Raw genomic sequence first — 1,620 nt, 5'->3', positions numbered from 1 at the left:
TTGCTCTGGATCATGGTCTTCGTGAAGCCGAAATAGTCGTTGGACTGCGATGCCCCTGCTGCTATGTCGTGCGGCTGCGTGCGCTTCCTGGCCCACAGCATGCACGGGTACTGCACCAGCACGAGCACCGTGGCGGCCAGGTTCCCCACGGAAACGGGCAGCAGCGTGCACAGGTAGATCTCAACCTCGCTCAAGATGAGGGCCGAGAACACGAACAGGGCCGCGACGATGGTGCCGGTGCCGCGGGCGCGGCGCAGCCAGTAGTAGATGGTGGCCGACGACACGAGCGTGCACAATGCGTTCAAGGCGAACCGCGCGGCCGGGTTGTTGGTTTCGGCCAGGTCGAGCGCTGCCAAGGCCACGAGCGTGAAGGCCTCCAGCGCAATGCAGATGCGCATTGCCGCGTTCGTGAAGCGCTTGTCGAGGGAGACCTTGCCCACCGAGATGACCACGAAGAACACGGCCAGCACGCTCAAGGCCACGAGCATGGCGCCGTCGGTGAAGATGCCCTCGTCCGTGCTGGTGTAGCTGCCGTAGCTGGCCACGATAAGCCCTGCCCGCCCGAACGCAAGGCCCACCACGAGCGGCCAGAGCTGTGCGCAGGTGCGCAGGAGGTCGCCCGGCGTCTGCCGGGCGCCGCTCTCGTTTCCCGTGTGCTTTGCAGCGGTGCCGGCATGGCCGTCTGCAGTCGGCTCATGGGGCGCTTGATATGCCAAAACCGATCCTCCCCGTTCGCATAATGGCAACATGGTAACGCTTCGGCCGCCGTACGTATCCGGCGTCGGCTTTTTGTAAACAAAATGGGTCAACGATACCCGCGCTCCCGTCCTCGCGCGGTGCAGAGATCAGGATAGCAGGACTTTCCCCCGTGAAACCGAATTTTATCCCTAAAGAGGGTAGGCCGGCGCGGGGGTAACGTGCATCATTGAACCATTCGGTGAAGCTTTCCGCTGCCGCCCGCCCGCGCCTCCGCGCCCGGGCGGCCGGTCGAACGACGAGAAGGAGCAGGGCGATGGGAGAGTCGAGGAACGTGTACGTGGAGCCGGACGAGCGCGCCGTCATCCGCACGGCCGACGTGTACCAGACGGAGGTCGAGGCGGGGACGGGCGGCTATTCGGACACGCTTTTGGCCGTGGTGGCGAACTTCAGGAACAGCGGCGCCCCCGAGGGCTTCAACGCGCAGAGCATGGTGGGCAAGTCGAAGCGCGGCGAGGTGGCCCTGCGCCTGTTCGCCGTCATCGACCCTGCCACCGAGACGTTCGTGCGCATGGGCTTCAAGTCCCGCGGCTGCCTGGCCATGACGGCGTGCGCGAGCACGATCTGCTCGATGGTGGAGGGCAAGTCGTTCGCCGAGGCGCTGGCCATCAGGCCCGAGGACGTGAAGGCGGCGCTCGACGGCGTGCCGTCCGACAAGCTGCACACGACGTACTTCGCCACGGAGGGCGTGCGCGCCCTCGTGGGCGACTTCCTCATCCGCCGCGGCGCCTCCATCGAGGAGCTGGACCGCGTGGTGCCGTGCGACGAGCTGTCCATCCCCTGCGCCATGTGCGAGCACTGCTCGCTGCGCGACGCGCGGGTTGAGCTGCTGTTCGGCGGCGAGGACGAGGATGCGGAAGAGGT

At 66.2% G+C, this 1,620-nt stretch carries 1 protein-coding gene and 1 pseudogene; one reads left to right on the top strand and one right to left on the bottom strand.

The features are described 5' to 3' along the window. A pseudogene (locus tag GPA_RS19310) lies at positions 1–716 on the bottom strand (helix-turn-helix transcriptional regulator); the annotation flags it as partial. Between the two features lie 296 nt (positions 717–1,012). Between GPA_RS19310 and GPA_RS11955 the strand changes: the two are divergent. Next, the coding region (locus GPA_RS11955; RefSeq protein ID WP_083809109.1) for an iron-sulfur cluster assembly scaffold protein at positions 1,013–1,620 on the top strand (608 nt) is incomplete at its 3' end.

This window comes from Gordonibacter pamelaeae 7-10-1-b, from assembly GCF_000210055.1.
Taxonomy (GTDB): Bacteria; Actinomycetota; Coriobacteriia; order Coriobacteriales; family Eggerthellaceae; genus Gordonibacter; species Gordonibacter pamelaeae.
The sequence above is the reverse complement of the archived record's forward strand: the minus strand, read 5'-3'. Positions and strand labels throughout refer to the sequence as shown.